The organism is Shuttleworthella satelles DSM 14600 (assembly GCF_000160115.1).
In the GTDB taxonomy this organism is placed as follows: Bacteria; Bacillota; Clostridia; order Lachnospirales; family Lachnospiraceae; genus Shuttleworthia; species Shuttleworthia satelles.
Genome location: NZ_GG665867.1, coordinates 469518 through 495983 on the forward strand (window position 1 = coordinate 469518; position 26466 = coordinate 495983).

A 26466-nucleotide genomic window follows, 5' to 3' on the forward strand; every position below is an offset into this window, starting at 1 on the left:
AAATGTTGGGGCGGGGTCCTTTGGGAACCCGCTCTAATACTGTGTTTGGCCGGAGCTCACTTCCTTATATCGGGCCGCTGTCAAAATCTGTAAAGTTGCGAGAGGGGAATTGACAAGGACCGGGGTAAACGATTACTATTTTCGATGAAAAGTTAGTTTTTACTAACAACACATTGATTCAGTGAATGCTTCAAACGCGAGGAAATGAGTCGTCAGAAGACGAATCGGAAACGGAAGAAGGGAGAAAAACGTGAAAAAAGCCATGATCACAAGGGGAGGAAGCTTGCTGGCGTCCGCTCTGCTTGTCATGACAAGCTGCTTTTTGCCTGTGTCGGCGGCAGAGAAGCAAGAGGGACCGAGTGAGGTCAAGAGCGCTACCGTCAGCGGGTTTATGCCGGAGACTTTGAATCTGGAATTTACAGATCAGAACTGGATGAATCAGATCGAGGAGTTGACGGTTGACGGCAGTAAATATGTGAAGGGAACGATCAGCTGGGGGACGTCTGAGAAGGTCTGGCAGGTGACGGAGGTCACAGGAGCCTATGGGAGTTACCAGGCGCTGAAGCTGGTCAACCCGGATTATCCGGCCCAAATCACGATCAAGGCAAAGGGCTACCAGACAATAAAGGTCAAGGTAGAGAAGAATGCCGCCGTTTACCCTTATGAATATAAGGCGACGGTAGAAAAGGAGAGTGGGAGCCAGTCGGGAAGCGGGAGCCAGTCGGGTGGCGGAGGCCAGTCCGGAAGTGGAAATCAGTCCGGAAGCGGGAGCCAGTCCGGAAGTGGGAACCAGTCTGGAAGCGGGAACCAGTCTGGCGGCGGAAACACGGCAGGCAAGATCAATCTGAGTCAGCTGAAGCTCAGCCTGGGTCTCTGGGGCAGCACCTGGAAGATCACGGTCTCGGACGCGGATGCTTATGTTGCCAAGGTAAAGGAGGTCTCTGTCAACGGAAAAGTATGGACGGAGAATCCATACAGTCCCAATATGGGAGGAAGATACCAGAAAAAGGCTGAGACAAATCAGCTGATTTTCGCCGCCCAGGATTTCAGCGCCGCGCAGACCATTCCTATTTTAAAAAGCGGAGACAGCGTCCGCGTTAAGGCGGAGGGCTATGAGGATCTGAGCTTCAAGTTCCTTATCGATGCTGATGGGAATGCCAGCCTGGCTGAGGACGATCAGCAGGGCGATCCCTATGAACTCAGGGTTAAGCTGCAGGGCTCTTTCGAGGCAGCCATCAAGGGGCAGAAGAACTATGACGGTGTGACAAGCGCCAGTCTCAGCGGAGCATCCCAGAACAAGAACAGCAATGTCAAGGTCTATGGAGCCCTGGTCAAGAAGGGGCAGGAGCCGAAAGACCAGGACTGGGAAGAACTGGATCATACTTCGAAAATCCAGCTGGATCCCGGCCAGTGCAGGGTAAATCTTGTGCCGGATACGGCCAGCGGTACTGCGGCGGGAAGCCAGAGCGGGATGGAGGGACGTTACCTGACCCTGTCCAGCAGTCTGACCCTGAGTGGAACGCCGAAGGATCCGGGTCGCTATCTGATTTCTGTCTCGGTAGCAGACCGGCAGGGGCGGGTGGCAGTCAGCAACAGCCTCCCCTTCACAGTATATTCGGGACAGGAGAAGCTGGCGGATCAGCTGAAGGAGGAAAATCTCAAAAAATATGCCAACGGCCTGATGGCCTGGGATATCATGGAGCCCTGGGCGATCCGGGAGTTCGGAAGCAATGTGTCCGGACAGGACAATGCGGTTCGAGTACCGGCTAAGCTTGAGGTCTGGTTCGGTTCCCATGAGAGTGGAACCTATGGGGTGCTCGGCTATGATATCGCCTGGGAAGATGTGGAGCAGGGAAGGATTCCGCAGACCCTCTATATTCCCGCCGGCTGCGATCTGACCCTGAAAAATATGAAGATCTTGAGCAGTGTCCGCATCGTCGTTGAGAAGGGGGGCAAACTGACCCTGTCAGACTCCACGGTTCAGGGAATCATCGATGTGCAGGACGGGGGAAAATTCTCCATGAATTATGATTCCTTCGCGGGGAAATTCACGACAGGGGCATCCATCTGCGGACAGCTTCGCCTGGCAGACGGAGCGATCCTCGAGAACGCGGCTATTTATTCTAATGCGAATTACCTGGCCAATGGAAGCCGGACGGATCGCACGACCGCGGAGCCGGTCGTGACGACGAGTGGAAATGTCACAGTAAAGGGACAGGTATTTATCAGGGGAGATGAAGCGGGAAGTGACCGAGGACAGACTGCTCTGCGTGTGAAGGGCAGGCTCCATCTGGAGGACGGGGCACAGCTGGCCGCTTACGGCGGAGCCGGAAAGGTTCTTCTGAACGCAAAGGGAGGAAACGCCATTGAATTAGAGGAAGGAAGCAAGATCGACGGCAAGGGGAAAGTGATAGCGATCGGCGGCGATGTCCTCTGGGGCGATGGCGGGAACGCCATTAGCGGAAAGGGGAGCATTGAGACAGCTGAGGCTTTCCTGCAGGGAGCAAATGCCAGCAAGCTGAGAAATTCCAATCCGGGCAAGGCAATCGCCGGAGAGGTGAAGGTGACCAGTCCCAGACAGCACATAAGGAACGGGATTCAGAGCGAGGCGATTGGTGCAGACGATCCTCTGCTGAAGCTTTACTGGAGGACAGGAATCGACCCGACGCCGGCAATGGATCTGTATCAGACGCGGGAGGTAAAGCCACAGGATTCCGAGGAAGAGGATCCGAATCCAAAGAAGCCGGGTCCGGAAAAGCCTGAGACGGACGAGCAAAAGAAGCCGGGGGCGGATGACTCCGGGAGAGAGAATCAGGGAAAAGAGAAGCCCAAGACAGACGACTCCGGGAGAGAGAATCTGAGAAGGCCGGAGACAGAAGATTCAGGGATTAAGAAGCAGGATCAGGCAAGCGCGCGGATTAGAGCAAATGGTAAGTCTGTATCAGATCAGAAGACGGCGCTTGGCAGTCAAAAGACGGACAAGTCTCGGAAGTCTGCCCAGAACCGGCAGAATTCAATGAGGCAGGAGGTGACGGCCGCAAAGACAGGCGACGAACAGTCGCTTCTGATCGGAATCGCTGTCGCCCTGCTTGCAGGCAGTCTTCTGACGTGGGTTCGTCTTGCGATTATCAAGCGCAGAAGGAATGAGAAGTAAAGAAGCCAAGAGTATAAGGGATTAAGATATCAAGAGGGCGAGAGGCCAAGAAATCAAGAGCATAAGAGTGTAAGCGCATAAGGGATCAAGAGAACCAAGCGATCAAGAGAACCAAGGGATCAAGAGAACTAAGAGATCAAGGGAATAAGAGCTCAAGGCTCCAAGGCCCCAAGAGCTGCCGTATAAGGGTAAAACGCGGGCATGGTTTTTAATGAGATCCGCGGTTTGGAAGAGGAAGTAAGGAGCGAGGATTTGTCTGTATGACAGGTCCTCGCTCTTTTATGGTCATTGAAGGCTTGCGGGATATTTATTCTGAAGGTTTGCGGGGCATATATTCTGACGGCAGGCGGAGCATATATCCTACTTTGATCCATCCATCAGCTGACGGACGCTCTGCCTGCGAAGAAGCTGGTAGGGCGTCTTGAAGGCAGTGCCCGCAAAGTCAGGATTGGCAATATATTCGAGCAGGAGCTGCGCGGCCTTGACGCCGCTATCGTTGGTCGCGTGGCGGATGGTTGTCAGCGAGGGACGAATGCAGGCTGCCAAACTGGAGTCATCGACCCCGGTTACAGAGACCTGCCGGGGGACCTGGATGGAATTGTCATACATGAAGTCAATGGCGCCGACTGCCATGTTGTCGCAGGCGCATAGGACAGAAGTCGGAAGAAGCATGGCGTGTTCATAGATCTCATGCATGCCCTGGTATCCGTCATGGATGCCGAAGGCCTCCTGAAAGCTGATGATGTCCTGGCGGATTTGCAGGCGGCATTCCTTCATCCCCTTCATGTAACCGTCATAGCGGCATTTTCCCGCGGATGGGTCGCTGAGCGGGCCGCCGATGAAGGCGATATCGTGGTGGCCCATGTGATAGAGAAAATGTACCATATCACAAATGGCCTGCTTGTTATCCATATTGACAGAACTGGCGGGAACCTTTAGGTCAAATTTGGGGAGATCCTGGCAGACATAGACCAGGGGACGGCGGTTTTTGTGGATCCACATGAGATGATCCTGGGGGATCGTGACGCTGGCCATGATATAACCTTCCACCTGTTTTTCCTTCAGGATGTTGAGAAAATGAATCTCCTTATCCAGTTCACCGTTGGTCTCACAGATGATGATGTTGTAGCCGAGAGGAGCTAAGACGCTGTTGATTCCCTGAAGAATTCGTCCGAAGACCTGGTTGGAGATGTCGGGGAAGAGGACGCCGATATATTTATTGTGTTTGTGAGCGGCCTTGCTGGCGGCGGCATTGGGGACATAGCCAAGCTTTCGGATGACTTCAAGAACGCGTTTTTGAGTTTTTTTAGAGACGGAAGGACTCTGATTCATGACTCTTGAGACTGTGGAGATAGAGACACCGGCGGCATCCGCCACATCGTGAATGGTAACCATAGGACTCCTTCCAAAAACAATGAAATGAAAACGGGAGCGGAAATAATGAAAACCATGAAAATCATCGTATATTTCCAATGAAAATGCAAGAAAACGACAGAGTGCAACATCATTTTTTGAAAATCTATTCGATTTGCGCATATTCAAAGGGAATGGAAGCGGTTAGGATAAAGTCAGTCCAAAGAGAAAGAGAGATTTTTATGAGCGGAGTTTTCTACCAGCCTGAGGGCGGATGGGTCGGAGATACCATTCCCTTTGCTCACGATGGGAAGTTCTATATTTTTTATCTGCACGATGAGCGAAAAGGGCACAGCGAAGATGAGTACGGCTACAGAACCAGTTGGAATCTTCTGATCACGGAGGACGGGGTTCACTTTGAGGACAAGGGAATTGTCCTCCCGGTTGGAGGATATGAGGATGCGGATTACGCCTGTTATACAGGTTCCGTAATTGCGGGAAAGGATGGCCGCTTTCATCTCTTTTATACGGCGCAGAATAATTACAATCCGATCTACCACAGAGACGGCAGACCCCTTCAATTCGTGGCCCATGCGATAAGCGAGGATTTGATTCACTGGGAGAAGGATCCGTCGGCGATCTTCGGGGCGGATGAGAGTATTTATGAACCCTTTGATTGGCGAGACCCATTCGTCTTCTACAACGGGGAGGAAGACTGCTATAACATGCTGCTAGCGGCACGGCTGAAGGGAGCGGGGGATAAGAACGGAGGCTGCGTGGGGCTCTGCCACTCAAAAGACCTGATTCACTGGCAGGCGGCAGAGCCCTTCTATCACCCTGAGTCTTATATGACCCATGAATGTCCGGACCTCTTTCGGATGGGGGGCAAGTGGTATCTGGTTTACTCCACTTTTTCGGAGAAATTTGTCACACATTATCGGGTGGCGGATTCGCTTGGAGGTCCCTGGACGGCTCCGGTGGAAGATACTTTCGATGGTCGGGCCTTCTACGCGGCGAAAACGGCGGAGACAAAGGGAAGGCGATGGGCATTTGCCTGGGTGCCGACCAGGCGGGGGGGAAGTGATTTCGGTCAGTACGAGTGGGGTGGAACCCTTCTGATGCATCAGCTGAAACAGGAGGCGGACGGAAGATTATCGGTTTCACCGCCGAGAGCGGTGCGGGAAGCATTCGAGGCGAGACTGATTCTCTGCGGGCCAGAACCTGAGGAAGGAGGAAAAGAGACAGAGGATAAAGGAGAGTATCGGAGAGGCGGCTCAAAGCTGGAGCTTCGTAATATCCAGGGAAAGAAGAATTTGATCTTTGACGGTATGGAAGAGGACTGCATGATCGAAGCGGACCTGATTTATGAAGAGGGAACGAGGGCATTTGGCCTGGCGGTCCGGCAAGATGAGAAAATGGAAAAGGGCTATTACTTCCGCCTGGAGCCTTTTTATAACCGGCTTGTTGCAGACATGTGGCCCCGGCGGATCGCCGGCGTCAACCAGTGGTACATCGATGGGGACAAGGCCTTTCTGGTTGAGCTGGAACGGCCTTTGGATTTCAGTAAGCTACAAAATCGGCGGCTGCACCTGTGTCTGATCGCAGAGGGAAGTATTCTCTGTCTCTATGTCAATGACTCATTGGCGCTGACCATGCGCGCTTATGAGAGCGGGCGAAGCCATTGGGGTTTCTTTGTAGATGACGGAGGAATTCAGATTGAGAATGTGCGCTTAACGGCAAGAGAAATCCATAGAGATACATTCTGAGACAATGAAAAAGGAGGAGAGAATGTTAAGAAGAAAACTGAGAAAAATCGGAGCGATGGGGCTTGCCGCAACAATGCTGTTGAGCGGTTGCGGCGGCTCAAAGGGAGGCAACAGTCAGAAGAAGACCGACGAATCCGGCATGAGAGAAATTCACTATTTCGCATCCCGAGCCGCTTCGGATGACACCATGGTTGCCCTGCAGGAGGTGACAGAGGCATATAACAAGCAGGGAGGCAAGATTAAGCTGGTGGTCGACAGCAACGCGGATCGCTCCTCATATGACCAGAAGCTGCACACCATGATTGCGGGCGGGCAGATGCCGGATATGTTTGATCTGGACGCAACGCCATACGCAAAGGAGCTGGGGGAACAGGGCAAACTGACCGACATGGATGCCTTCCTGGACGAGATCAAGGAGAAGGACAGTTATATTCCTCTGGCTCTGAATTACGGGAGAACGACAGATGGAAAGCTCTATACTCTGCCGTTGGAGTTCTCCACAGAAATGATCTGGTACAATACCGATATGTTCAAGGAAGCAGGTGTGACCCCGCCAAAAACCCTGGACGAAATGCTTGAGGCCTGTAAGACTCTGAAAGCCAAAGGGTATACGCCTTTTGGAATCGGCGGCGGTGATGGATGGCCCCTGCTTCGCCTTCTGGCCACCTACCCCTTCCGTATGAGCGGGAATGATTATTTGCAGAAGCTGGCAGCTGGCCAGGCTAAGATGAGCGACCCGGAGGGAAAGGCGGCAAGTGAGTTTATGGCACAGATAGGCCAGTATTTCCAGCCCGGTTTTTCAACAACAGATGTGGCAACAGGCCTGAATCTCTTTTTGAGCGGGAAATGCGCCATGTATCCGACCGGAACCTGGGAACTCAACTATTTTACAGATGCCAAGAGACCAAAGGATCTGAATGTCGATTATTTCTACATGCCGACGATCAAGGATGCCAAGACGCAGAGCAATGAATACTGGGCCTTCGGAGGAATCGGGCTCTCTGTGAATCCCAATGCCTTTGACCAGGAGTATAAAGACTATCTGACCTATGTGGTCAAGAATTACAGTTCCGCTTATTTCGCCCATCAGCATTTAGCGCCGCAGAAGGTGAATGCGGACGATAAGAGCAAGTTTGACCCCCTTTTCCTCAAGGTGATGGAGGATACGCAGAAGATCGGGGAGACGTCTGCCCGTCCCTGGGATGTCGTCCTGAAAGAGGATGTGGTAGCGACAATTAACAGTAATCTTCCCGGGCTTTGTATGGGAGAAGAGACCCCGGAGGCGTTTGAGAAGGCAGTGGATGAGTCCCTGGCGGAAAACACCGGGAAATAGCAATCGCGTTATGCAGGGCAATTTTTTTTGTGGATGCAAGATTGTGATCAATCGCAAGATAGATGACTTGTAAAGATTCGATTCTTGCGGACAATAGAATGACTGAGATCAGCCGCCTGCGAGGATAGGATCAGAGGCGGCTGATCTGTTATGAGAGTTGGTAATTTATGAAGGTTTTACGAGATAAAAAGGCAATCGCGCTCTTTCTGGTTCCGGCCCTGGTTCTCTATACTGTGATGGTGATGGTCCCGATCTTAGGATCAGCTTACTACAGCCTCCTGCACTGGGATGGGCTCGGTGACAAGGTCTTTGTCGGTCTGGAGAATTTCAGAAAGCTCTTTGGGGATGAAATCTTTCGCAGGGCATTTTTCAACAACATGATCTATGTGGTGATCGTCATGGTCATGCAGCTTGGCATTGGCTTTACGATCGCAGTTCTTCTGACCTATTTGAAGAAGGGCAGAGGATTTATTCAAACGGTCTACTATATTCCCTCTGTCATCACGGTGATTGCCATCGCCCAACTCTTCACCAGCTTTTATTCTTATGAGCCCATGGGTCTGTTCAATCTTTTCCGCAGGGCTCTGGGGATGGCGCCAATTGCCTTTTTGAGCGATTACAAGTCGGTTCTTCCGGCAGTCGCCGCGGTGGAAGGATGGCAGTATATCGGCATTTATATGATTATCTTCTATTCCGCCCTGGTGTCTGTCTCGCCTGATATTTTAGAGGCGGCTCGCATCGATGGGGCGACGGAGCTGCAGATCCTCTTTAAAATACGGATTCCATCGATCGCCAATGTCATTATGCTCTCCTGCATCTTAAGCCTGGTGGGCGCTCTGCGGGGATTTGCGGCGCCGATGAATATGACAAAGGGAGGCCCCAATCACAGATCGGAGATTCTTGCAACCTACATGTATAAGAAGGCATTTACCAGCAGAGACTATGGATATGGAAGCGCGATCGCAGTGGTGATTGTCATTTTAAGTATCGTCGGAGTGCTTCTGATCAGCCGCTACATGGACCGGGAAGAAGAGGATTAAGGAGGAGAGAGCATGCACTATTTATTTCGGAAAAGAGCGAAGAAGAGCCTTTACTGGATTGTTATGATCGCCTTCCTGGTCATTCAGGCTTATCCGATTCTCTGGCTTCTGCTGGCAGCCTTTCGCTCCAACCGGGAGCTTCTGACAGAACCCTTCTCCTGGCCCCATGAATTGACCCTGGAGAACTTTATAAAGATTTTTGAGGGCAGTCATGTCCTGACCTATATCAAGAACAGCGCTATCATCTCCGTAATCTCTCTTGTATTCATTGTTTTTTTGAGCTCTATGGCGTCATTTGCCATTGCCAAGATGAAGTTCATGGGGAGAAAAAAGATCTACCGCTATTTTCTGATCGGTCTGACCATTCCCTATGCGGTAACCCTGATTCCGCTCTTTACCATGTTCTCGCGGGTTGGTCTGATCGATCACCGACTCAGTGTGATCCTGCCTCTTCTGGCCTTTCAGCTGCCGGTTTCGATCATGCTTTTCACGAATTTCTATCGTTTTATTCCAGATGAGGTGATTGAGGCGGCCATCATCGACGGATCAAGCATTTATGGGGTTTATACGAAGATTATTATGCCCCTTTCTCTGAATACGATTCTCACCGTGGTCGCCATGAATTTTATCACGGTGTGGAATGACTATACCTTCAGCCTGGTATTCATTAACAGCACAGCATTGAAGACCGTATCACTCGGACTGACGGATTTTATCGGCCCCCGTGGACTCAAGGACTGGGGCGCTACCTATGCGGCGATAGCGACTTCTATCTTGCCGACGCTGCTCCTCTATTTCGGACTCAATAAGAAGATCACGTCAGGCATGACATTGGGGGCAGTGAAGTCATGAGAGAACAAGCCTGTATTACCCGTCCCCGATGGCATTTTGCCCTCCAAAAGGGATGGATCAATGATCCAAATGGCCTGGTATGGTTTCACGGGAAATACCACCTCTATTTTCAATGCAATCCTCATAGTAATCAGTGGGATAAAATGCACTGGGGGCATGCAGTGAGTCAGGATCTGATTCACTGGGAGGAGTATCAGCCGGTCCTGTTTCCGGAGGAGATCTATGAGAATGATCAGAGGGGAGGCTGTTTCTCAGGCTCAGTCATTGAGCACGAGGGAAGACTGTATGCATTTTATACGGCCGTGGCCAGAGACGCGGAAAGCGGGCTGATCCGTTCTCAGCAATGTCTGGCCTGGTCAGACGACGGGTATCAATTCAAGAAATACCAGAAAAATCCCATTATCCCGGAGAGTCCGTCCGGCAGCAGTGATTTTCGAGATCCCAAGGTTATTTTCCACAAGGATCGCTGGCAGATGCTGGTGGGGGGGACGAGCGGCAGCGCCTCTGACATGACGAGCCATGGCCGCATATATCTCTATCATTCCAAAGATCTGACGCACTGGGAATATGACGGGATCCTCTATGAGGGGGAAGATGGAGAGGGGACGATGTTTGAGTGCCCGGATCTCTTTGAATTGAATGGGAAATGGATCATCACTGCATCTCCGATGAATCGGACGGATTTTCTGCCTACGGTATACATGGTCGGGGCCTTGAGCTTTAAAAACTGCCTGTTCTGTAAAGAGGGGAGCGGAACACTAGACTTTGGTCCCCACTACTACGCGTCACAGACCTATCATGATCGCTATGGCCATCTTCTTTCCATCGCCTGGCTGGGGGGCTGGGAGTGGATGCCCTGGATTGAGGATCATGGTCCGTCAGAGACAGAGGGGTATCGGGGACTCATGTCCTGCCCCCGCCTCTTGTCGATAAGAAAGGACGGGCGGTTGGAGATGAAGCCAATTCGTCCGATAGAGATGACCGGGGACCTGTGTGTGAGAAAGATACCGATGAATGGGTCTTTGGAGATCGCGAGCGCGAACACGGGGAAACAATCTCTATACCTGCACGGTCAGATCTCACGAAAAAAATCGGTTCGTTCGATTTCCTTTACATTTCGTGATGATGGCGGTCACATGATATCTCTGACACTTGATTTTCTCTTTGGAAATATTATTCGGGACTATCACAGGGCAGATCCATGGAGCCGAAGTGGAGTGAAGATTTACCAGGCCGAAATCGAGGGCAAAGAGGAGATTCCATTTGACATAATTTATGATGGGAATGCCCTGGAAATTTGTCTTTTCGAGGGAGACTATCATGTTACTTCAATGCTGTATCCGACAAAGAGCAACCTGCGGATTTCGCTTGAAAGCAAGGGGGGAGGATGCAGTCTGTCCTGGGAGGAAGCACGAGAGCCCGGGAGGGAAGTACAAAATCTGGGTGAATGATGCGCAACAGATGTTCGGAGATTCCTTAGAAGGGGTACAATAAGATTATGAGAGAGGAGGGAAAGGCTGTTGTTATGAAAGAGAAGGGGAAGGCTGTCTGGAAGAGGAGATTCTGTCATGAAACAGTATGATGTAACAGCCCTGGGTGAATTGCTGATTGATTTCACAGAGAACGGGCTTTCCGAGCAGGGGAATCCCCTTCTGGAGGCCAACCCCGGAGGGGCTCCCTGCAACGTGCTGGCCATGCTGGCCAAGTATGGGCGCAGGACGGCGTTTATCGGCAAGGTGGGCGAGGACGCCTTCGGCCGGAAGCTGGCAGGGATTCTCGCGGAGTGCGGGATTGATACCGAGGGGCTCTGCTTTGATCCTCAGGTTCATACCACGCTGGCTTTTGTGCACAAGTTGGCCGACGGGGACCGGGACTTTTCCTTTTATCGCAATCCGGGGGCGGACATGATGCTGTCAGTCGCGGATGTCAGGAAAGACCTGATCCGGCAGAGTCGGATCTTTCACTTCGGGACCCTTTCCATGACAGACCCGGGCTGCAGGCAGGCGACGGAGGCGGCCATTGGGCTGGCGAAAGAGTCGGAGGCTCTGATTTCCTTTGATCCCAACCTGCGGCCGCCCCTCTGGAGGGACCTGGCAGAGGCTAAGGAAGCCATCTTATATGGAATCAGCCAGTGCCATGTTCTGAAAATTTCCGATAATGAAATCGAATTTATCACAGGAATGCAGGACTATGACCGTGCGGCCAGGTCTCTGCAGGATCAGTTTTATACGAAGCTGATCTGCGTCACCTTAGGAGAGGAGGGCAGCAGGGCCTATTACGGAGATCAGGTAGTCTGCGCCGATCCCTATCCGGCGGATCAGGTCGTTGACACAACCGGAGCGGGGGACACCTTTACAGGTTCTATGCTGAACTTTCTTCTGGAGAGGGCAGATCAAAAGAATACTGGAGCGGACGGATTGCAGGAGGAAGGAACAGGAGTTCTTCTAGAGGATCTTGAGGCTGATGAATTAGAGCGGATGCTTAAGAGAGCCAATGCGGGAGCATCTTTGATTGTCAGGAGAAGAGGGGCTCTGCGCATGATGCCGGAGCCGGAGGAAATTACGGCTCTCTGTGGGGAAAAGTAGGAATCGGGTGTCCGGTGCCAGCTCTTTTTTATGCTTATGCCTTGGTCGCGTAAAAACCATAAAGTAGGGCAGTCTTTGGTTGACGAACCAGTCAAACCCGGTTCCCTTGTCGCCCGTTCATATAGAAAATATCGCCGCCGCCCTCGAGACTGTCCGGGCCAAGCTCTGGCAGATAAGTGCTGATTTGCCCGGCTTTTATATTACGGCATCGGTCAGCTTCATCTTACGTAGGATGAGTTCTGGCTGATGCCTTTCGGTCTGTTTATGGATTTGTGGGAGTGCCACAGACAGTATAACGTCATCTCCAAACCGAAACAGAATTTGACCATTGATGAAATTATCCCCTATGGAATCTGAAACGTATCGGAGATTTTAACCTCGCACTTAGTCCGTTTCCGGCGAAACTTCTTTGTGAATTTGTCTTGTGACCTTGATGTTTTTCAAAAATCGTGATATACCAACATAGAAGTTTGGACGGTTTCGTCATAAGTGCGAGGTGAAACGCATGGTTAAACGCATGGTTAAACGAGATTCCTATATAAACCGACTGATCCACAGTATGTGGAACAGTGAGATAAAAGTCATCACAGGTATACGCAGGTGCGGCAAGTCCGTACTGCTTTTCGATCTGTTTTTCGAGTATCTTCTTTCGCAGAACGTTTCGGAAGATCATATTTTGAAAATCGAACTGGATCAGCGGCGGTATTATAAGTTCAGAAATCCAATTACTCTGTGCGAATATGTAGAAAGCACCGTCCGGGACAGAAAGGATGAAAAATTTTATCTGTTCATTGATGAGGTGCAACTCACCACGAAAGTGGCGGACAAGGAAAATGGCGGCATCGAGGTTACCATCTACGATATGCTGAACGAACTCAAGGCATATAAAAACCTTGACGTTTATGTCACAGGCAGCAATTCCAAAGGGTTGTCGAAAGACATTGCCACTGAGTTCCGCGGGCGCGCTACGCAGATTCATGTGTTCCCGCTGTCATTTGCAGAGTTCTATTCTGCCGTGGGCGGTGACGAGCGAAAAGCACTGGATACCTATATGCTTTACGGCGGTATGCCGAGACTTTTAGCACTGGAGGATGACAAGGACAAGAAGGATTATCTGACCTCCCTCTATAGCGAACTGTACGTCAAGGATATCGTGGAGCGAAACGGCATCGAGCGCGAGGATGTTCTGAATGACATTCTGGATTTCCTTGCTTCGCAGATCAGTTCGCTGACAAATCCGACCAATATTGCAAACGCCATTTCGTCCATGAAAAATGAGAAAGTCAATCCTGCAATGGTTTCAAATTATGTGCAGTATATGATCGACTCTTTCCTCGTTTTAATGGCAAAGCGGTATGATGTCAAGGGAAAGACCTACTTTAAGTATCCGAACAAGTACTACTATACAGATATCGGGCTTCGGAATGCACGGATGAATTACCGCCAGTATGATCCCGGTCATATCATGGAAAACATGATTTACAATGAACTTTTGCGGTGCGGATATTCCGTTGATGTCGGTGTGGTTTGTGACCGCACAGGAGACAGTAAGGTTCAGAAGGAGATCGACTTTGTGGTAAACGACGCGGACAAGAAAATCTATATTCAGTCCGCTTTCCGCATGGATACCGATAAAAAAGAGTCCTCAGAGCTGTCATCGCTGATGCTTACCAAGGACTTTTTCAAAAAGATCATTGTCCGTATGGATGTGCCACACAATTTTTATGACGACAACGGCATCTTCCACTGTAACCTGATCGATCTGCTGCTTGGTCGTGTAGAATTGTTCTGACAAAATAACTCATATATTTACAAGGAGTGACCTTTCGGGGCCGCTCCTTTTTCATATCATCAGGCACACTCTCTTACCGAGAAGTTCGGACGTTTTTGCACCAAATTCTCGATGAAAGGGCGCTTTTTCATGCCAACTACAAGGAGGTGACGGTGCATGGTTGACAATTTCGGTCTGAAGATCGGCTTGGGGGCGAGAAGGAATTCAAAAAACCACGAGGCAATCATCAGCCATTGCTGAAATTTTGAGGATAAATAGGGAAAGAGTTATCATAAAGTAAGGAATATTTGAATTTGAAGGAGGTAATCATAGTGAATGAATTTAACGAATTTATTCGTGAGGTTTTTTCTGCAGCAGGTGATATTGTCATAAAATCCATGATGGGCGGATATCTTGTATACCTCAATGGCAGACTGATAGGTGATATTTGTGATAATGAACTGTTTTTAAAGAGAACGCCGACAACTGATAAACTTCTTGCAGACTCAGAATTGCGTTATCCCTATGAAGGTTCAAAGACATTGATGTATGTATTCGACAGATTTGAGGATACGGATTTGATTACAGAACTTCTGGATGGTATGTATGCAGAACTGCCCGAAAAGAAACCCAAGAAAGCTAAATGAGACAGGCAATCTGATGAAATCAACGAAAAGAAAGTAACTCAACTATCCGGATATTCGTATTCTATGTTCAGTGTCCTACTTGCAACCACATATAGGGATTTATTCAGTCAAAAAGACAGGATGAGGTAGTTAAGGACAATGAGCTTACAAGGGAGCTAATGGGAAAATACATTGACTTTGTTCTATGTGAGGGGAACATCGTTCAGAAAATCATATGGAAATAGACGCATGGGAGAGAGAAATCACTCTCTTTTAACCTGTTTCAAGTGTTTATACACATCTCCGGGTTTGAACGAAATTATAAAACTCGAAATAAAAAGGTGGAAATCCACCTGAATTATTCTTGAGAGGTAGCTATATGATAATTAAACGAGATTATTATCTATATTAAAAAGATTGTGATTGTAAGGAAGCACATTATTCCTAAACATGATAATGATGGTATTTTATACATTGGAGCAGAGGATTTTTTGCTTAATGAGGCAATCATAGATTTATAAAAATATTTTGTGTCATTCGCTTGACACGAGAGGGGACTGACTGAAGAATAGCGGTAAAGTTTTTGCTGCCGTTGTAGTGGGGGCTTAAAAAGTACGTCCCTGAAATTGTCAAAGGGATCCGTAAGATTCGGAAAGGCTGAGGAGATAAAGCGCTCCTGCACAGTTTTTAATATCATGTGAGAATAAATACCTGGTTAAATTCGTCTAATTCAAAATTTTAGTTTGGATCAGACGAATTATTCTGTTGAAAAAATAAATCAGATCGACTATACTAAAATCAAAATTTAAATTAGACATAGGAGCTGGTATGACATACATCAAGAGGGCAATCACACCGATCTTAAAGGAGCGGGTCGCAACAAGCAAATGTGCCTTGATCACAGGTGCAAGGCAAGTTGGGAAATCAACGATGATCAGGCATGAGTTTCCCCAGTATCAGCAGGCGAGCTTTGACGACCGCCTGACCCGCCTTCAGGCGCGGGAGGAGCCGGGGCTTTTCTTTATGAATCATCCCTGCCCGCTTTTTATTGATGAAGTACAAAAAGAGAGCTGTATTCTGGAGGACATTAAGCAGAGGGTAGATGCCTCCGAGGAGCGAGGCCTCTTTATTATGAGCGGATCACAGGGACTGGAGCTCATGAAAGGAATGAGTGAGTCCCTGGCGGGCAGAGTTTCCATTACGGAATTGGCAGGACTCTCTCTGCGTGAAATCCATGGGGTGGGATTTAACAGGCATTTTATCCCAACAGATGATTATCTGAAGGAGAGAGAGAAAGAACTCTGTCTTTCCCCGGACCTCTGGGAAATCATCCACAAGGGCGCATATCCGGAGCTCTATGATATTGACAGGGATTGGCAGGAGTATTATTCCTCCTATGTGTCCACATATCTGGAGAGGGATATCAATGAACTGGTCTCCGGGGATGGAATTACCTTCACCAAGCTTCTCGTGGCGGTTGCCGCCAGAACAGGGGAGCTCTTGAATTATTCCAATATCGCCGGTGAGATAGGAGTCAGTGAACCGACGGTGCGCAAGTGGATCTCGGTTCTGGAGCGAACGGGGATCGTCTATCTCTTGCAGCCTTACAGCGCCAGCGCTCTGACACGCACCATCCGTTCCCCTAAGATTTATTTTCGAGATACAGGCCTGGCCTGCTATTTGACAAGATGGCTGACGGCAGATGCACTGAAGAACTCGGCTGTTGCGGGGAATATGTTTGAGACCTTCGTCGTCTCGGAAATTCTCAAATCATATAGTAATGAGGGGAAGGACTATCGTTTCAGCGTCTTTTATTATCGTGGTAAAGACAAGAGCAGCAGGCGGGAAAATGAGATTGATTTGATCCTGGAGGAAAATGGTGTGCTCTATCCTATCGAAATCAAGATGACAGCAAATCCAAAGGCATCCATGGGGGCGACGAACCCGGTTCTGGACAAGATTCCTGACAGAAAGCGGGGAATGGGAGTGATCCTGTGCCTGATTCCTGAGAAGATGTATCTGAGGGAGAATCTGCTTGCGCTTCCGATCGCCTATATCTGAATGCTCTGTTTATCAGTAAGAGAAGATTTGAGACTTGGCGTGGAGAATAGATAATGTGATCATGATGAGAAAGTGTTTCCCGTCTTAGAGAGAGGAGAAGGCAATGATTACGGTATACGGCATGCCAAGCTGCCCGGATTGTGCGGCAGTTGAGGAACAGATCAGGGGCAGGGAGGATTTTCGCATGGTGGATATTGGAGCTCATGTCGTGCATTTGAAGGCATTTCTGCACTTAAGAGATACGTGCCCGGAATTCGATGAGGCCAGGAGGATGGGCTATGCGGGGATTCCCTGCTTTGTCCTGGAAGATGGCAGTGTGACACTGGACCCTAAGGATGTGGGGTTAGAGTGATTCATTCCGGCAGCTGATCAAAAACCCGGGATTGGTCAGCTGCCACAGATGACGAGTGAAAGATGGATATACCCGGTTGACACATATGCCAGGAATCCGAACGGCAAAGAGATCCGGGTATATGACTGGATCGACAACAGGCTTACCATCCATGATCTATTTGCAAAACTCTCTCTCTGCTATGGGAGGGGTGTATGAGAATACATATCAGTGACTTGGATATTTAATCCGGTTGGAGTGATGATATCAAGAACAGGCGGAATCTCTTACTTGAAGAAACCGGTGAAAGTTGCCGTTTGCGTTTTGGGTATGACTGGACATCGGGTGGGAGATATGCTGGAGAGTTCTCTGACTTCCATGGAATTGCCAGGGATTGAGATCGGGGCGCGGGCGGCAGATCAGCTGATTGACCTGATCGAGAGGGATGAGAAGAAGAACAAGCATAAAAGAACTTCGTTTTGAGGCGAAGCTGGTGGAAAGAGAGTCGACGGGGGAAGATACGAGGAATATGTAGAAGGAATGGATTTGAATTATATCGTGCGGATCATATGCAAGCTGTATGCAAGAGCCTTGGTTGAATATTGATTGACGCAAAGGGGACGGACGCTGATAGGAAGGAAAGAGGAAATGTCTACAAGAATAGAAATTGATCGCCTGCAAAAAGTTAGAGATATTTTTCATAAAAATCAATACGTGTTAGATGATCGCTTTGTGATTCGCGATGGGAAATATCATAAATGCGCAATCATCTGTCCCGGCGGGGGCTATCAGCTGGTCTGCAGTTTCGTCGAGGGCGTTCCATTTGCGAGGGCACTGAATAAGAAGGGGATATCAGCCTTTATCGTCTACTACCGTGTGAGAGATAAGGCCCTTTACCCCAATCCACAGGATGATCTGGCGAGGGCTGTACAGGAGATCATATCACGCAAAGAGGAATACATGGTGGACATGGAGGACTACTCTGTGTGGGGATCATCCGCGGGAGGGCATTTGGCGGCATCCTTTGGAACGACGAAAATGGGCTATCCTCACTATGGTCTGCCGAAGCCGTCTGCCATCATCCTGGCATATCCGGTGATTACTCTGGAAGAGGAGAAGACGCACCTCGGAACTAGGGAAAATCTTCTTGGAAAGAAGGCGTCGGAGGAGAAGGCCCTCGCTTACAGTATTCAGACCAATGTCGATCAGAATTATCCGCGCACATTTGTCTGGTGCGGGGATGCGGATGAAGCAGTGCCGCCGGAAAACACAAAAAAATTAGCAGCAGCCTTAAAGGCTCAGGGGATTGCTTACGAGGCGCATATTTATCCGGGAGTGCCCCATGGTGTCGGAACAGCAAAAGGCTTGTCTGCAGAGGGCTGGATCGATCAGGCGGTAGAGTTCTGGATGAAGGATGGACAATAAGATATAAGGAATATTGTCGGAAGCAAAGAGATCCACAGAAGGATTGCGATTGTTGAACGAACCTCCAATTGTTAGAGCAAAATTCTAATGATTGGAGGTTACTTTTTGTGGCAGAATTTCGGGAGTTACTTTGCGTGTCTTTCAGTCCATATTGTATGCGTGAGCTAAAGAATTGCTACATAGAGCCATAGGATTGTCATATTAATGATAAAAAACGTGTGATAGCATCAGATTATAAACAAAATTGATTTTTTCTAGAAAAATCAAAGGGAAAGAGGGACATCATATACAAGAGGAGGGATAATATGAAGAGAAAAATTGTTGCATATGTCTTAACTGCGGCATTGTCAGTCGGATTACTGGCAGGATGCGGTTCTTCCGGGAAGGGGAATAAAGCGGATAATTCATCCGCGGGCAAGGGGGAAAAAACAAAAGTCGTCTTCCAAACATGGAATCCGGGAGAATCGGAATGGGCGCATCTTGCTGAGGAGTTTAAAAAAGACAATCCGGATATTGACCTGGAATACCGCTTTGTACCAGATTCGGATCATTATGAGAAATTAAAGGTTGATCTGGCCGCGGGAGACGCCGCAGATGTGTATGGGATGCAATTAGGAGCTAATTACAGCGCGTTCAGAGATTTTGAAGCTGATCTTACTCCCTATGTACAGGCTCAATACGGTGATAAGTGGGCAGACCAGTACAATAGCTATGCGCTTTCAATGCTGAAAACAGATAAGGGGGGCTATTATGCTCTTCCCCTTGGGCTTACCTATGCGGGCTTTGCCTGGTCCAATGATAAAATACTCAAAAAACATAATTTGAACGTCTCGGAAAATGAGAAACTGGAGGACTTAAAGAAGTTATGTAAGACCCTTCGTGAGAAAGGAGAGTATCCTCTTGCAATCGGAGCGAAGGATTCGTGGGTCAATATTGATACCTGGATGAATATTGCGAATGACATCAATTCTGAAAAGCTGTATTCAGCCTTAGATGGCAAGACTTCATTTGAGGACCCGGATCTCGTTCGAGCCTTTCAGATCTGGCAGGAATGCTTTTCTGACGGTGTCTTTCAGGATGGGGCAACCGGTGTCGGAATGTACACGGATACAACCAATCCATTTGAAACAGAGGGAACGATTTCCATGTGCTTGAATGGATCCTGGGAATGCGGGGTATTCCTGAAAACGGATGAGCAGACACATAAGGAGTGGAATGGAGAGGGGGCTCACCATACGGCTTTCCTGATCGATTGGAATAATGATGGTAAGGCTGCCCCCGTTCAACAGACAGTGGATGTTGCGCTGTGTATGAACAAGAACACCAAGAACCCGGACGCTGCTTACAGGGTGATTGACTGGATGCTTCATCGGGGACAGGATATTCTTGTCAATCAGCTGCTGCAGTACTGCCCATCCAGAACAGACTTGAAGCTGGATGTTCAGGGTTTATCGGAAAATGGAAAGGAATGTCTGAATTTCATTATGAAGCAGGCATCAGATCACATCGGAGGATATCGTGAAATGAGTAATGTCGATCTGAAGCAGGCGCTTGCAGATGAACTTACTAATCTGGCCCTCGGAGATACAACACCCCAAAAAGCGGCGGCGAAAATTCAGCAGACATCAGAATCAACCCGGTAGTTAAGAGCTGAATTTGTCAATCTGTAAATTGGATGAGCAGAAGGAGTGAGGGGGACTACAGGTCAGAAATGTAGTCACCCCTCTTCTTACATCTGGCATGTGTTTTTGGAAGGGTAATCTTATGAGCAGGAGCAAAAAAGAGAGTAGGATGGGATACCTGTTCATCGCGCCGGTGGCAATTTTATTTGCTGTATTTATTGTATATCCTATTGTCTATAACGTCGCGATTAGTTTCTATGAGTGGAATGGGATTGAGGTCAATCGAACCTTTTGCGGCATTCAAAATTATGTTCGTCTCTTTCATGACCCGATTATGATGAGGTCCATGATTAACTTCGTCCTGATTGCGGTTTTTACGACCTTGATCCAGGCATTTCTCGGGATCATCTTCGCTTCTTTTTTTATCAGAAAGATCCCATTTTCTAAGGCCTACAGGATCTTATTCTATCTTCCGGTTATTGCGACGCCAACGATTGTCGGAGATCTGTTTTCTAAGATTTTCGAGACGAATCGAGGAAATTTAAATGTATTTCTCCATGCGATTCATATGGATTTTTTGTGCCAGCAGTGGCTTGCCAGCAGTAAGACAGCAATGTTGTGTATTATTTTTGTAAATATCTGGCAATGGACCGGTTACAGTATGTTGATGTACTACGCCAATATGCTGACGATTCCACAGGATTTGTACGAATCAGCAGAGTTGGATGGGGCTAATTCTGTGCAGCGCTTTTTGCATATTACATTTCCCATGCTTCGGCGGACCCATTCGACATTGGTTATTCTTGGTGTTCTTGGGGCATTGAAATGTTTTGACCTTCCCTATGTATTAACGCGCGGAGGCCCGGCGCATGCGACGGAGACCTTTTCTACGTATCTGTATACGCAGTCCTTCAATCACTTCCGGCAGGGAATGGCTTCGGCGATTGCAGTGGTCATGCTGATCATCGCTTTGATTGTAACATTTATCCAACTGCGGATTTATATCAGACAGGATAAGGAGGCGCAAGGATGAGAAATTCAAAGAAGTATACAGTGATCTCAGAAATCCTGTGCCTGTTTTTCCTTCTACTTTTCGTATACCCACTCGTATTAATGGTTGGGAAAGCATTTGATAATGGGGGGATTGAAAATTTCGCCAGGGTCTTTCGCTTCTTTGATTTGTGGAAAAATTTGTGGACGAGCATTCTTACGGTAGGGGGAACTTTACTGATTGTGGGATTCTGTACATCATTGGCGGCTTTCTCTTTTTCAAAGCTGCGTTTTCGGGGAAAGAACATCTTGTACTATGTTTTTTTGACCGGATTGATGATACCGGCTTCCTCTCTGATTTTCCCATTATATCAGATTGTGCGGCTGTTTCATTTTAATAACACGCCCCTGGCATTGATCTTTCCTTATGCGGCCTTGAATTGTTGTTTTAACCTGCTGATTCTCAAAAATTACTATGATACACTTCCGAGTGAACTGATGGATGCGGGACGGATTGATGGGGCAAATACTTGGCAGATTTTTTGTCTGGTGATGCAGCCAATTGCCCGACCCGGGTTGGTATTCGTCCTGATTCAGACCTTCCTTAGCGCATGGAATGAGCTTCAGATGGGCATGATCTTTATTACAGATAATGACATACAGCCTCTGTCTGTGATTCCACTTCGATTTCTGGAGACGAGATCGCCCGGATTTACAAGTAATGTTCTCTATGCGGCATTGGTTATCTGTCTGGTACCGATTGGTATTTTCTATGTATTCGCTTCGCGTAAGCTGGTATCGGGGTTGTCAGCCGGTGCGGTGAAGGGGTAAAAAGAGAACAAGAGGGAAATAAGCCATTGTAATTTGTTGTGCGGTTGATATGGGAGGAAGCGTTTCTGCTTCAGATATCATTGTTCAGAGAAGAAAAAGGAAAAGAAAAAAGCAAAAGACATCAAACCAGTATTGCTTCCCGCGTGAGTATTGCCAATGGGATTACCTTTTTGGCCGCCTTTATTGCTGTGCTTACGATTTTGCTGGTGTGTGAGGGGATTTTTCTCTTCCACAAAAGTGATGAGAGTATGCGAGTTCTTTCCAACAGTACCATGAATCTTCTTGATAATACTTTGCGCGATATGGGGAGGGTGTCTCTGATCTGCTTTTCAGATGATCGAACACAGAGAATTGTGCATTCCTATCGGAATGAAGGAATTCGAGAGCAAATTGATGACACGAAGTATCTTGATCATTTGTACACATCTATGGTTGAAATACGGGGGGATATCCAGGGGATCACAATTACAGATAATGATGGAATCATTTTTCACAAGGATCCTGCCTCATCCATCCGGTCTGGAGGCTATGGTGAGAGTTTTATCCAAAAACTGGATGAAGTGGGAAAGCAGGAAGGGACAGTATCCGGTTGTAATATTTTTGTGGGGAATTTAAGAGATTATTTCGCGTATCGGTCCTCAAATTGGGATGACATATATCATATGAGTTTCCTGTATCTGACAAGGACCGTGTATCGTTTCTCTCCGTATCAGGAAATCGGACACATTGTTTTGAATGCGCGTGTTTCACATATTCAGGAGGTGATTTATCAGAGCCTGGAGGAGACCCTGGAGCAGGGCGCATTGTATACGTATTATTCGTATGACGGAACGGTGATATGCTCATCAGACGCAGGCTTGATTGGCACAAAGGTTTCGATGGAAGATCAGGGGAAGGAGGGAGGTCTTCGCTTGTGGAACGCTTCTGTTGTCAAGCGCAATGGGGCATTATACATGCGCACACTGGCGAAGTCTGAGTTCAGTAATTGCTCATTTGAGTTGCTTGTGCCGGTTTCTTCCATTGCCAAAAATCTGCTGCCAACTTTTTTGATCAGTATCGGAACAGGACTCCTATTGATGGTGACAACAATTTTGCTGAGTACCTATGTGACTAAGAAACGGTTGCGGGAATTAAAAGAGCTGTCAGTGGATTTGGGGAAGTTTCATCGGAAGGATCTGACAAGACGTTATATTGTTGAGAATAACGATGAGGTGGGACAGGTCAAAAGAGCGATCAATTCAATGCTGCATGTCATTGATGATCTCGTCAAGTCAGAATATGAACATAAAATCAAATTGCAGCAGAATCAGATTTTTGAGCAGGATCTGGCGATGCGATATCTTAAGAACCAGATTAACCCGCATTTTCTTTACAATACGCTGGAGACCATTCGAATTACTGCGGCGTTAAATCATGATAAGGTGACGGCAAATATGTTAATGCAGCTGGTTACCTTTTATCGGCGGGGATCAAGGGCAGAAAGCGCACTTGTTCCTCTCGAGGATGAGTTTGTGACACTCAAGGCATATCTGAACCTGATGCACTATCGCTATGAGGGCCTTCATTATGAGTTTCAGATTGAAAAATCCTTGAACAAGGTTGAGATTCCGAATTTTATTCTCCAGCCGCTTGTGGAAAACAGCTTGTTTCATGGCTTTAAAAATCGCGGCTACCAGGGGAATATTACCATTAAGGCGAATCAAAAGGATGGATACATTTTTATCTACATTATTGACGATGGTATGGGGATGAGTGAGGAGTGTATTCGGGAATTGAATCAAACGGACGGCACCTTCGATGCGAACATACAGAGGGAAAGATCAGGCAGGCATATTGGGATCCAAAATGTGAAGGCAAGATTTCATATTTTTTATAGAGAGAAGGGAGGAATACACTTTGAAAACAATGCCTTGGGAGGGTGCACGGTTGTCATAAAAATGCTGCCGGAAATAGTGGAGACAGATGGCTTGAAAAGCGGAGGAAAATGACTATGAAGAAAATGAGCCTGGATGTATATCGCGATAAGGTGATGGGATGTTGGGCGGGAAAAAATATCGGAGGAATCCTGGGCGCGCCCTTTGAATCGATTCGAAAGGTTGTTAAGGTTGATTTTTATCAGCAGGACCTCTCTATGGGTCCTCCAGCCAATGATGATCTGGATTTACAGATCATTTCCCTGGCAGCGTTTGAACGATATGGACGCAACCTGACGGCATCGGTACTCGGTGATTACTGGCTGTCCTATATGATCCCCAATTGGGTTGAATACGGGACGGGCAAGGCAAATCTGAGAGAAGGATTTCAGCCGCCGATATCAGGGTTTCTGGATAACACATATAAGGACAGCAATGGATGTTGGATCCGCTCGGAAATATGGGCCTGCCTGGCTCCCGGGCACCCGGAAATCGCAACTCGGTTTGCCTATGAGGATGCGGTTGTAGACCATGCGGATGAGGGAATGTATGGGGAAGTTTTCATGGCTGCGCTGGAGAGCGCGGCTTTCGTGGAGAGTAATAAGTTTGATTTAATTGAAATAGCGCTGTCTTACATCCCGGAGACGACACTTTTGTATCAATCCATTCGAACCGCCTTAAGGTGCTGGACAGATCATGTGCCTTTTCAAGATGTGCGAAAGATCATCCATAACACCGCACCGGGAACCTTTGGAATTCAAACAATCAAACTTTCGGAAATTTCCGGGGAAGACAACGAGGGGATGGCGATCGGAACACCGGGTTTGGACTGCCCGGAAAATATAGGATATGTGATTGCGGCATGGCTGTATGGAGAGGATGATTTTGGGAAGAGCCTTTGCATGGCAAATTCGTTTGGCGAGGACACAGATTGTACCTGCGGAAGCTTAGGCGCTGTGATGGGGATTATCACCGGGGCCAGGAATCTGCCAAAAAAGTGGACAGATCCGGTGAATGATCGGATTTCCACAATGTGCATTGACCTGACAAGCCATGGTATCTGGGTGCCCGATACTGTTACACAGCTCACGGAGCGTGTCATACGGGACGCGTTCATAATGTTGGGAAATGAGTACTATGACATTCTTGCGCCGGAGGGGACGGTCGTATATTGTCAGGATTCAAAAGATCTCTACTGTGAGAAGGCGGGCGAATATCTGAGATATATTAATGGAAACGGGAAGACAGAGAAATTGCCAATGAGGGAATTATGCGCGCTCTCTCCGTTCTGTGTGAGATATTATTATCCGTCGTTTGCTGTAATCTTAGATTATGATGGGTCTGTCAGCTATCATTATGGGCAGTTGAAGCGGATCAAGGTAAGGATCAGGAATTCGGAGCGGATGCACCAGCAGCAGTGGGTTAAAATAACGATTTACTTACCGGAAGGCGCGCGTTCGGTGGGAGGAAGCAGCGTTGAACTTCCGCTGAACAACAATTATTTATCAGAGGCAAATGCTGAGTTTTATATTGATACGGATGAATATCAAGCTGGACGGCTGGAAGGAGTGATTGATGTCTCTTTGGTGGGGAGACATTCTTCCGGCAGCATGAAATTTGTATTGGTAAGGGAGTCCTGTTATCCGGTTCTTGAGGAGAGAGTGTGAAATATCAGGTTTTGTTGGTAGATGATGAGCGGATCATTCTGGAAGGCTTTCGAAAACTTTTTGATTGGGAGAAGTATCATTGTGAGATTTCAGGGACAGCAATGGACGGTGATGAAGCAGTGATTATGGCTGACGATATAGGCCCGGACATTGTTGTCATTGATATCAATCTCCCAATCTGTTCGGGCCTGGAGGCTTTTCAACAGATGAAAGAGAAGAATCCGTCTGTGCATGGCATTATTGTCTCAGGCTATGACGATTTTACCTACTGTCAAAGCGCTTTGCGAATGTCCTTGGACGACTATATTCTGAAGCCGGTTGACTATGAAGTCTTTGGAAAGGTGATTCAGAAGACCATTGAGCGGATTGATCAGGAGAGAGCAGGGGAGTTCTTTCATTCAGAGGAGGAAGATCAGGGAACCGTACAGAACATGCTCCGGTGGATTCATGAGCATTATATGGATGATATCAGTCTGGAGATTTTATCCAGGCAATTTCATTTGAACGAATCATACATAAGTCAGCTCATTAAGCATAAAACCGGAAAGAATTACTCCGCCTACCTGGCAAAGATACGGTTTGAAAAAGCAAGAACAATGCTTCGTATGAGTGACAAGAGTATTAGCGAGATTGCGGAGAAGGTAGGGTATAGTGATTACCGTGCTTTTACGAGAGCATATAAGGCTTATATGGGGGTCCTTCCGTCCCATGATCGGGGATTCAAGTAAAACGATAGATTCTCTGTTGGAGATTGCTATTAGCGCGATTTTGAAGAGTCATATCGTTTGCGAAGGGTGCCTGCTTTAAGCGAAATCAACAAAAATATAACAGAAAAATCTCACATATAGACGAAAAAGTGGTCATACTATTGAATTTTTTGTCGATGACAACAGGATACTCGCGGTGCCCGCGTTCCATTGTTTTGGGAAAGACTGGTCTGTGTGTCCAGGACGGGATATATCATAGCGGAGGATCACGATCCTAATTCAATCAACCGCGAGATGGCACTTTACAATTTGGCAATGTACTACAAACAGATGCAGGTAACTCAAACAAAAGCAAATGCAAATAACTCAAATGAAAACGAAATCAGATAACAATAACTCAAATCAAGAAAGCAAAAATCAAAACAAAAGTAAAATAGAA

General features: G+C 47.9%; 20 protein-coding genes. 19 read left to right on the forward strand and 1 reads right to left on the reverse strand.

The window, feature by feature from the left end; translation table 11 throughout:
* Positions 1-250: 250 nt before the first annotated feature.
* Positions 251-3154 carry a hemoblobin-interacting domain-containing protein gene (locus GCWU000342_RS10700; protein WP_049921712.1) on the forward strand — a complete coding sequence of 968 codons (2904 nt, stop codon included), beginning with the start codon at positions 251-253 and terminating at the stop codon, positions 3152-3154.
* A 360-nt stretch (positions 3155-3514) separates the two neighbouring features.
* On the opposite strand, the gene GCWU000342_RS08915 is transcribed toward GCWU000342_RS10700, so the two are convergent.
* On the reverse strand, positions 3515-4549 hold the full coding sequence (locus tag GCWU000342_RS08915) for a LacI family DNA-binding transcriptional regulator (protein WP_006907085.1): 1035 nt from the start codon (positions 4547-4549) through the stop codon (positions 3515-3517).
* A gap of 200 nt (positions 4550-4749) precedes the next feature.
* On the opposite strand from GCWU000342_RS08915, the gene GCWU000342_RS08920 reads away from it, so the two are divergent.
* The 18 genes from GCWU000342_RS08920 (at position 4750) to GCWU000342_RS09000 (ending at position 26048) form a co-directional block, all read left to right on the forward strand.
* Positions 4750-6273, forward strand: a complete 1524-nt coding sequence (locus GCWU000342_RS08920) for a family 43 glycosylhydrolase (RefSeq protein WP_045000984.1) — start codon at positions 4750-4752, stop codon at positions 6271-6273.
* Positions 6274-6295: 22 nt separating this feature from the next.
* The gene (locus GCWU000342_RS08925; protein WP_045000986.1) at positions 6296-7606 is read left to right on the forward strand and encodes an ABC transporter substrate-binding protein; all 1311 of its coding nucleotides are present in this window, start codon (positions 6296-6298) and stop codon (positions 7604-7606) included.
* A 167-nt stretch (positions 7607-7773) separates the two neighbouring features.
* Positions 7774-8646 (forward strand): carbohydrate ABC transporter permease, encoded by an 873-nt coding sequence (locus GCWU000342_RS08930; protein ID WP_006907088.1) that lies wholly within the window; start codon positions 7774-7776, stop codon positions 8644-8646.
* A gap of 12 nt (positions 8647-8658) precedes the next feature.
* A complete protein-coding gene (locus GCWU000342_RS08935; RefSeq protein ID WP_006907089.1) occupies positions 8659-9498 on the forward strand; it encodes a carbohydrate ABC transporter permease in 840 nt (279 codons plus the stop codon).
* Positions 9495-10949, forward strand: a complete 1455-nt coding sequence (locus GCWU000342_RS08940; protein WP_006907090.1) for a glycoside hydrolase family 32 protein — start codon at positions 9495-9497, stop codon at positions 10947-10949. Before GCWU000342_RS08935 ends, GCWU000342_RS08940 begins: the two co-directional genes overlap by 4 nt.
* Positions 10950-11066: 117 nt before the next feature.
* Positions 11067-12083 (forward strand): carbohydrate kinase family protein, encoded by a 1017-nt coding sequence (locus GCWU000342_RS08945; RefSeq protein WP_006907091.1) that lies wholly within the window; start codon positions 11067-11069, stop codon positions 12081-12083.
* Positions 12084-12588: 505 nt separating this feature from the next.
* Positions 12589-13875 carry an ATP-binding protein gene (locus GCWU000342_RS08950; protein WP_006907093.1) on the forward strand — a complete coding sequence of 429 codons (1287 nt, stop codon included), beginning with the start codon at positions 12589-12591 and terminating at the stop codon, positions 13873-13875.
* 311 nt (positions 13876-14186) lie between these two features.
* Positions 14187-14501 carry a TfoX/Sxy family protein gene (locus GCWU000342_RS08955; RefSeq protein WP_044960167.1) on the forward strand — a complete coding sequence of 105 codons (315 nt, stop codon included), beginning with the start codon at positions 14187-14189 and terminating at the stop codon, positions 14499-14501.
* Between the two features lie 807 nt (positions 14502-15308).
* A complete protein-coding gene (locus GCWU000342_RS08960; protein WP_006907096.1) occupies positions 15309-16541 on the forward strand; it encodes an ATP-binding protein in 1233 nt (410 codons plus the stop codon).
* 103 nt (positions 16542-16644) lie between these two features.
* Entirely contained in the window at positions 16645-16893 is a 249-nt protein-coding gene (locus tag GCWU000342_RS08965) for a hypothetical protein (RefSeq protein ID WP_006907097.1), read from the forward strand.
* 333 nt (positions 16894-17226) lie between these two features.
* On the forward strand, positions 17227-17355 hold the full coding sequence (locus tag GCWU000342_RS10860) for a hypothetical protein (RefSeq protein WP_278081905.1): 129 nt from the start codon (positions 17227-17229) through the stop codon (positions 17353-17355).
* A 165-nt stretch (positions 17356-17520) separates the two neighbouring features.
* On the forward strand, positions 17521-18297 hold the full coding sequence (locus GCWU000342_RS08970; protein WP_006907100.1) for an alpha/beta hydrolase: 777 nt from the start codon (positions 17521-17523) through the stop codon (positions 18295-18297).
* 305 nt (positions 18298-18602) lie between these two features.
* Positions 18603-19940, forward strand: a complete 1338-nt coding sequence (locus GCWU000342_RS08975) for an ABC transporter substrate-binding protein (RefSeq protein ID WP_006907101.1) — start codon at positions 18603-18605, stop codon at positions 19938-19940.
* A gap of 148 nt (positions 19941-20088) precedes the next feature.
* The gene (locus tag GCWU000342_RS08980) at positions 20089-20952 is read left to right on the forward strand and encodes a carbohydrate ABC transporter permease (RefSeq protein ID WP_242650000.1); all 864 of its coding nucleotides are present in this window, start codon (positions 20089-20091) and stop codon (positions 20950-20952) included.
* A complete protein-coding gene (locus tag GCWU000342_RS08985) occupies positions 20949-21740 on the forward strand; it encodes a carbohydrate ABC transporter permease (RefSeq protein WP_006907103.1) in 792 nt (263 codons plus the stop codon). Before GCWU000342_RS08980 ends, GCWU000342_RS08985 begins: the two co-directional genes overlap by 4 nt.
* A 911-nt stretch (positions 21741-22651) precedes the next feature.
* Positions 22652-23728 (forward strand): sensor histidine kinase, encoded by a 1077-nt coding sequence (locus GCWU000342_RS10665; RefSeq protein ID WP_169304673.1) that lies wholly within the window; start codon positions 22652-22654, stop codon positions 23726-23728.
* Positions 23729-23730: 2 nt separating this feature from the next.
* The gene (locus GCWU000342_RS08995; protein ID WP_156784543.1) at positions 23731-25320 is read left to right on the forward strand and encodes an ADP-ribosylglycohydrolase family protein; all 1590 of its coding nucleotides are present in this window, start codon (positions 23731-23733) and stop codon (positions 25318-25320) included.
* Positions 25317-26048: a response regulator transcription factor gene (locus GCWU000342_RS09000; RefSeq protein WP_006907106.1), complete on the forward strand. Its 732-nt coding sequence runs from the start codon at positions 25317-25319 to the stop codon at positions 26046-26048. Before GCWU000342_RS08995 ends, GCWU000342_RS09000 begins: the two co-directional genes overlap by 4 nt.
* Positions 26049-26466 lie beyond the last annotated feature (418 nt).